Origin of the sequence: Larkinella humicola (assembly GCF_008727875.1) — a bacterium.
In the GTDB taxonomy this organism is placed as follows: Bacteria; Bacteroidota; Bacteroidia; order Cytophagales; family Spirosomataceae; genus Larkinella; species Larkinella humicola.
Map to the genome: position 1 here is coordinate 267366 of NZ_VTWS01000009.1, position 8177 is coordinate 275542.

The window sequence follows — 8177 nt, forward strand, 5'->3', positions numbered from 1 at the left end:
TCAGATGATTGACGGGTCGAATTTAGGAAAAACGGATTTCTTCGGCCCTAAAAGTACGCATTTTAGCCACTCGTTCGGGGTTCGCCGGTTTTTCCTACGTGCTCGTCAACGGTTTTTGGCAGTTTTCCCCGCCTGCGCCCGCCAGTTGATCCCCAGAAAGGGAAAGGCCGGATGCTGACCACCCACCGTCTGGCGCACAATCTCGTCGGCAAAGTCCAGGCCGTTCGATCCATTGGCGAAATAGACCACCGCGTCTTTGCGCGTGCGGTTCGCCATGACGAAACATTTGAAAGCGCCATTATCGCCCCAGTGCCAGAAATAGGTTTCCGCCGGTGTTTGTTCCAGGCCAATCCCTAATCCCCAATACGAACCGGCCGCCAGTGTATCGGAGCCGGAAAACCGGGTGGGCAACTGGCTTTGCGGACTCAGCATCTGATCGACCGTGGCGGGTTTCAGTCCCGTTACGTTGAGAAGAGCCAGCACAAACCGGGCATAATCCGGAGCGGTGGTGTGCAGGGAATAGGCCATGTTGGCCTGCGCCGGTTGGTATTTTTGCCCAACGTTTCCCGATTCGTCGTGCGGCTGGGCGTAATTGGCGGTGAAGGCCGGTTGCCAGACAAAGCTGCTGTGCGCCATCCCCAGCGGTTTCAGGACCCGGTTTTCCATGAACGCGTTGATCGGTTCGCCCGTGATTTTTTCAACGACTTTTTGCAGATAAACGAATCCTTCCCCGGAGTAGCCAAACCGTTCGCCGGGTGAACGAACCATCGCCAGTTGGGAGGAGCGCCGGTTTTTACGCCAGTTTGGCAAGCCCGAGCGGTGGCTCAACACCAGCCGGGCCGTGATTTTCGTATACCGCTCATCGTCGGCCACGTCCGGATAAGGCAGGTAGTCAACCAGGGGTTTGTCCAGATCCAGACGCCCTTCTTCCACCAGTTGCAAAACCGCATACGCAAAGAGGGGCTTGGTCAACGAAGCGGCTTCGAAGACGGTGTTGGAATCCACGCGTTGAGTTGAGTCGGCTTTGGTGAAACCGTAGGCTTGGCGATAGGAAACCTGACCCTTCTGAATCCAAGCCAGCGACAAACCGGGTACGTTCGCGCTATCCATGAGTTGCCTGACGGCCCGGTCAAGTTGGGGAAAAGCCGGATCAGCCGGTTGGTTCTGGGCCTGACTGGAAGCCACCAGCAGGGTAAAGAAGGTCACGAACGTTAAAAGTAGAGGGGTCGCGGTCATGCTGTTTGTCCGATTAATGCTCGAAAGATGACAAATTGGGCGGGATGGTTGCAGCGGGGCGTAGGATTGAGGTGAATTTTGGGTTGGAGGGGGTTGGGATTGGCTAATTCCAGGGTTGGGTATCGTTTAGTAAAACCGCTGTTGGTTTGCGAATCGCTGTGTGGCTTTTTATCCGTGCTGGGCAACGGGATTCTAGTGATTGAAAATGGTAAACGGCCGGAAAGGGTGTTTATGAGGGAAAGGGAATGTGGAAGGCGGAATAAACAGCTAGCTGACTTTCAGAATTAAGCCAAAAATCCCGATTCAATATCTGAACGCAAACTCGCTTAAATAATTGATTTACTGAAACTTTTTACCATTACTCTTGCAGAATAGCCTTTTGCTATCTAGTATTGTAATATTCCCCTATTCATTTAAGTTTTTTCTATTGTCAAGGGGCTTTAGTTTAGTGTTTTGTCTAGAATAATAGAGCAGATGTAAATTAAGAAAGTTGCTTCAAAATCCATCTGTCAGCCAATAAAATGATTCTTTGTTTAGGTACGCAATAGTATTAATTTCTAACTAAATATAGATAATACTCTCAGTTGGGGGTTAAGTATTAAAAACATAATAATAAGTTCTAGTTTAAAATAGGCAATATTATGAGTCTGTTGAGTGTGGATTTCACAAAGAAAACGTATGTAGCCTTTTATTCTTGGCAATCGGATTTAGACGCAAAAAACAACAAAAATTTAATAAGTAGTTGTGTTGAGAAGGCAAAAAAAGAAATAAATAAAAAGAACATTTCTAATCTTGAGTTTGAAATCGGTATTGATAGAGATACAAAGAACAAAAGTGGAAGCCCTAGTATCGCAGATACAATCTTTGAGAAAATTAGTAAAGCAGATATTTTTATTTGTGATATAACAATTATTAATAATTCTTCAGCAGATGGGCGCATTGAGAAAAGATTAACCCCCAATCCTAACGTACTGATTGAACTAGGGTTTGCAGTACACGTATTGGGATGGGAAAGAGTTATCTTAATTAATAACTCAAAATTCGGCCAACCGGAAGTATTACCATTTGATATAAGAGGGCGTAGAATATCTAACTACAACAGTGATGATCCTAGCTCTAGATCTATTCTTACATCTATCCTTAAAACTGCTCTTATTTCAATAATAGAAGATTACGATAATATATTAACTAGGCACTCACAGATAGGAATTATTAGTCATGATAAAAATATTTATATGCTAATAAAGAACATATGTAGTGAAATTATTTTGAAGGAAGGTATTACGACAGCAGCAAATAGCTTATATACAAGCGCGTATTACTACAATATTTGGACCAATTTAGAGAAGTTTTATGAGGAAACCCAGAACCACTTTTTAGACAAAGAACTTGATTTGCCTTATAGGAATTTTATTGTTGTATTAAATGATTTTCATTATAAGTGTGCCGCAAAATTTTTCCGCGAAGAAGGAACTAAGTCTCCTACTATTTGGGAACTAGAACAAAGTGGCGTAAAAATTACAGAGTATATGAGAATTGAATATGAACAAGGGATAATTTATAGTGCAATAAAAAAGCCTTTTAGTGGTGAGACTTGGCCAGAAGCAGACGACAGAATACAGGAGATGCAGGAAGAATTGCTCCCGCTTGGCGAAAAAGTAAAATTATCTTATCGTCAATTAATTTTGAGAATTAAAGCAAAATTAATGACATAGCGTTTTGCTTGTAGAACTGCGCATGGCTTAAAGGAGCCTTACAAAATAGCTAGTTCACTATACAAATTTTTCTTATTACAACACAGGCTGATAAGCGTTTGGCAAATCTAAAAAGCAAGGTTTGCTATCGTTAACAGGAAACAACCAAGTTAGACTATAATCAGCCCAATAAGCAAAAGGGATAAATATAGAAGTAACTTTTGATCTAATGTTAAAGAGTAACATTAGATCAATTAGGGTGTCTAGATTATACAGACTTTGAATCAGCCCAGGAATACGTCAACAAGTTTTCACGCCAAAATCCCCTTCACCAGTTTCCCTTCCACATCCGTCAACCGAAACCGTCGGCCCTGAAATTCGTAGGTCAGTTTTTCGTGATCGACGCCCAGCAAGTGGAGCAGGGTCGCCTGAAAATCGTGGACGTGGACCGGGTTTTTGATGATGTTATAGCCAAACTCGTCGGTTTCGCCGTAGGTGATGCCGCGTTTGACACCGCCACCCGCCATCCACATCGTGAAGCAGCGCGGGTGGTGATCGCGGCCGTAGTTGTCTTTCGTCAGCTTGCCCTGTGAGTAGTTCGTGCGGCCAAATTCACCGCCCCACACCACGAGCGTGTCGTCCAGCAACCCGCGTTGCTTGAGGTCCTGCACCAGAGCCGCCGACGCCTGATCGGTCGCTTTGCACTGCTTGGTGATGCTCTTGGGCAAGTTCCCGTGCTGATCCCAGCCCTGGTGATACAACTGCACAAATTTTACATCCCGCTCCAGTAACCGACGGGCCATCAGGCAGTTGGCGGCATACGTCCCCGGATTTCGGGCCGATTCGCCGTACAGGTCAAATACCCAATCCGGCTCGTCGGACAGATCGTTCACTTCCGGCACCGACGTTTGCATCCGAAACGCCATTTCGTACTGCGCAATGTGGTTCGACACTTCCGGATCGCCGTAGATTTCCTCCTGCACCTGATTCAGATCTTTCAGCGCATCCAGCATCGACCGCCGATCCGCCGAACTGTAGCCGTTGGGATTGCTCAGATACAAAACCGGGTCGTTGCCGGAGCGAAACTGCACACCCTGGTGTTTCGATGGCAAAAAACCGTTGCCCCACAACCGGGCATACAACGGCTGATCCTGCGGGGCATCTTTCGACACCATGACGATGAACGCGGGCAGGTTTTCGTTGGCCGACCCCAGCCCGTAGCTCACCCATGAACCGATGCTGGGCCGCCCGGCCAGTTGATTGCCCGTCTGAAAAAACGTCAGCGCCGGGTCGTGGTTGATCTGCTCGGTGTACATCGATTTGATGAAACACAGGTCATCGGCCACTTTGCCGGTATAGGGCATCAGTTCGCTCGCCCACGCGCCACTTTTGCCGTACTGGGCAAACTTATAGGGCGAACTCACCAGCGGCAGTGCCGACTGCTGGGCGCTCATGCTCGTCAGCCGCTGGCCTTTCCGCACCGATGCGGGCAGGTCTTTGCCGTGCATTTTTTCCAGATACGGTTTGTAGTCGAACGTCTCCAGTTGCGACGGCCCCCCGCTCTGGAACAGATAAACGACCCGCTTGGCTTTCGGCGCGCGGTTCGGCACGGTTTCGATGCGTTCGGCCGGGTTGGAGAAAAGCTGCGAAGGCAACAACGAACCCAACGCCAGCGAGCCCAGGCCCCAGGAAGCTTTGTTCAGAAAAGACCGCCGGTTAAACGTATCGGCCAGACTTTGCGCGAGTTTCTCTTTCATAAGTTTACCGGTTTTCGGTATACAGTTTTCAGTTTTCGGTGGCTGACGCGTGCTTGATGACGCATTTCCGGGTCGGCGGTAGCCCAAATGCGTCAGCCACCGAAAACCGTATACTGAAAACCGTAAACCGTTCTAATGTTTCGTAATAAACGCTTCCGAGTTCATCACCGCACTGGCGACGACGGCACCGGCCGCGAGGGCGGATTTCTCGGTTGCTTCGGGCAATTTGTATTCGCCAGCGTCAATCCAGCCCTGCATTTTGGCGGGACTTTTCCGGAATTTCTGGTATTCCTGCTGGTATAGTTTCGTCAGAATCGTCAACTCTTTTTCGACCGGTTTTCGGCTGGTCAACAACCGGAACAGGTGGGTCAACTGGTCGGGCAACGGTTTGCCGGGCGCAATTGACCGGGCCGCCACCACTTTGGCAGCTTCGACAAACTGCGGATCGTTGAGCAGCACCAGCGCCTGCAAGGGCGTACTGGTTTTCTGCCGCTGCACCACGCAATAACTCCGCGAGGGCGCATCGAACGTGTTCATCGACGGGGGCGGGTTGGTGCGACGCCAGAACGTGTACAGACTCCGGCGGTATAATTTTTCGCCTTTGTCCTGCTCATACGTCGTGTTGTTCACCTCCCACAAACCTTCCGGCTGGTACGGTTTCACACTTTCACCACCCAAATTGCCCGACAATAAACCACTCGAAGCCAAGGCATTATCTCGGATCATTTCGGCGGTTAACCGAAACATCGGGCCACGGGCCAGCCACGTATTTTCGGGGTCTTTCTGTTGCAGGTCCGGTCGCCCGCGCGACGATTGCCGGTAGGTCGCCGACATCACCAGCAGCTTCTGCATGGCTTTTACATTCCAGCCGGATTCCCGGAACTGAACCGCCAGCCAGTCGAGCAATTCGGGATGCGTGGGCAGATTGCCCTGATTACCGAAATTATTGGCCGATTTCACCAGACCGGTCCCGAAGTACGTTTGCCAGTAGCGGTTGACGGTCACCCGGGCCGTCAGCGGGTTGTCGGGATGCAGCAGCCACTTCGCCAGACCGAGCCGGTTTCTTGGGTATTCCTTCGGAAACGGCAACACGCTGGCCGGCACGTCGGGCTGAACCGGGTCGCCGGGCGCATCGTACACACCCCGTTTGAGAATGTGGGTGCGCCGGGGCGTTTTCATGTCTTCCATCACCATGATTTCCGGAATTTCCTCCGCATTCCGGTTTCGCTCCGCCCGCAGTTTCTGCAATTCGTCGCGTTGTTGCTGATAGGTTGTCGAAACCGTGCTGAGATAATAGTCCTTCAGCGGTTCGCCTTTGACAGTGGGCAGGGTTTGGGTCGATTGAACCAGCGCCTGCACTTCCAGAGCCGACAAGGCGCGGTTATACACCACCAGTTCGTCCAGCGCGCCTTTCTTGAAACCGGGGCCGCGCATGTCCGCACCGACCATCAACCCGCTTTGCTTGCCTTTGAACAGAATGTCTTTGTAGAGATTGTCCTTTTCGGTCACCAGCGCGGTTTCTTTTCCATCCACAAACAGCCGAAAACCGTTCGCTTTGCTCGAACCGTCGTAGGTCATCGTCAACTGAATCCACTTTTCTTTCGGCAAAACCTGCTTCCCGATCCGAATAATGCTGTTGTAAGGCCATGTATGCGCCATCAGCAACTCCGGTTTGCCGTCGCGCAGGTTCAGGAAATACCCCCGAAAATTGTACAGAATATCGCCGTTGCCTTTGTGAACGAGAGCCGCCTTGGAAACGTCTTTGGGAATGTTGACCCAGACGCCGATGGAGAACGGTTGCGAGCGATTGAAAATACCGACCTCGCCCAGCGTTAGAATATCGTCGCCGTTGGACTGAAAAGCGTTGCCGCGTTTGCCCGGTACCAACACCGGATCGAGCACCTTGCCGCTGTCTTTCTGGCTAACGGCGTTCAGAAACTTGCCGTTTGCCAGCTTATCGAACGTAAAATGGGCTTGTAATCCTTTCCGAGCATCGAACGGAAGGGCCGATGCGGTTTTGGCCTGCCATTGCTCAAAGGCCGGTTGTTCCTGCTGAACCGTCTGCCGGATCGCGCTTTCCGTCGTCTTGATTTTGGTATCCAGAAACGTCAGCAGGCTGTCGTGTTTCGGCTGGGTCAGCAACATCGTCGGCACCGGCATGGCGTCGTCCCAGGAAATTTGCCCGGCTTCGTCCACGTTGTTGAAAAACGCGAAGAGGCTGTAATAATCTTTCTGCGAAAACGGATCGAACTTGTGGTCGTGGCAACGCGCGCATTCCACCGTCAGGCCCATCAAGGCGGTTCCGACGGTGTTGGCGCGGTCGGCGACGTATTCCACCCGAAACTCTTCGTTGATAATCCCGCCTTCCATGTTCTGGGAGTGGTTGCGGTTGAACGCCGTCGCCAGCCGTTGTTCCCGCGTCGCATTGGGCAGCAAATCGCCTGCCAGTTGCCAGGTCACAAACTGATCGAACCGCTGATTCTGGTTAAACGACTTGATCACCCAGTCGCGCCAGGGCCACATCGGCCGGTAGCGATCGACGGTGTAGCCGTGCGTGTCCGCGTACCGGGACAAATCCAGCCAATCGGCGGCCATTTTCTCCCCGTAATGGGGTGATTTCAGCAACCGATCCACCACTTTTTCGTAGGCATTCGGCGAACGGTCGGCCAGAAAAGCCTGCTGCTCTTCCACCGTGGGCGGCAAACCGGTCAAATCGAGCGTAACCCGGCGCAGCAGATTTTCCCGGTCGGCTTCAGGAGACGGTTTTAAACCCTTCTCCTCCATTTTGTTGAGTGTAAAATAGTCGACCGGATTTTTGGGCCAACGGGCGTCTTTTACGGTTGGCAGTTTCGCCTTTTCCGGTTTGAGCAGTGCCCAGTGCGGTTTGTATTCGGCCCCTTCTTCAATCCATTTCAGGAGCACGGCTTTTTCATACGGAGTCAGAACGCGGTTGGACGACTTGGGAGGCATCATCTCGTCTTCGTCCGTCGTCACCAGCCGGTAATAGACTTCGCTTTCCGACAGATCGCCGGGAACAATGGCGTGTTTTTTATTCTTCGCTTTTTTCAAAGCCGCCATCGCTCCCTCACGGGTCGCCAGTTCCAGACCGCCTTTCTGACTAGCTTTGTCGGGACCGTGGCAGAAAAAACATTTGTCGGACAGAATCGGCTTCACGTGCAGGTTGTAATCCACCTTCTCGGGAAGCTGATCCGCCAACGCTTCAATTTCAGCCGGTTTTTCCACCCCACTACAGCTTTGAATCAGCACACTTCCGGAGAAACACGCCAATCCCGCCATCCACATCCCAATACGGCTCGTCATTTTTAGCTTCATTCTAATCATTGACTCCGAACAGAACTAGTAAGACCATTTTCACTGCAAGTTCGGCTTTTTTATTTTGTGCTATTCCAGTATTATACAAGAATTTACCCACTTTTAGTTCGGATACCCCGGATTCTGTGGTTTCAGGTTGGGGTTGTTCAACATCTCC

4 protein-coding genes are annotated in these 8177 nt (G+C 50.6%); 1 reads left to right on the forward strand and 3 read right to left on the reverse strand.

Annotated features, from left to right (window positions below):
- Positions 1-105: 105 nt before the first annotated feature.
- Positions 106-1236: a serine hydrolase domain-containing protein gene (locus F0P93_RS27755; RefSeq protein ID WP_150881056.1), complete on the reverse strand. Its 1131-nt coding sequence runs from the start codon at positions 1234-1236 to the stop codon at positions 106-108.
- A gap of 641 nt (positions 1237-1877) precedes the next feature.
- Here F0P93_RS27755 and F0P93_RS27760 point away from each other — a divergent pair.
- A complete protein-coding gene (locus F0P93_RS27760) occupies positions 1878-2951 on the forward strand; it encodes a TIR domain-containing protein (protein ID WP_150881057.1) in 1074 nt (357 codons plus the stop codon).
- A 290-nt stretch (positions 2952-3241) separates the two neighbouring features.
- On the opposite strand, the gene F0P93_RS27765 is transcribed toward F0P93_RS27760, so the two are convergent.
- Together F0P93_RS27765 and F0P93_RS27770 are read right to left on the reverse strand one after the other, a co-directional pair.
- A complete protein-coding gene (locus F0P93_RS27765; RefSeq protein ID WP_150881058.1) occupies positions 3242-4687 on the reverse strand; it encodes a DUF1501 domain-containing protein in 1446 nt (481 codons plus the stop codon).
- A gap of 132 nt (positions 4688-4819) precedes the next feature.
- On the reverse strand, positions 4820-8008 hold the full coding sequence (locus tag F0P93_RS27770; RefSeq protein ID WP_225309675.1) for a DUF1553 domain-containing protein: 3189 nt from the start codon (positions 8006-8008) through the stop codon (positions 4820-4822).
- Between the last annotated feature and the right edge of the window lie 169 nt (positions 8009-8177).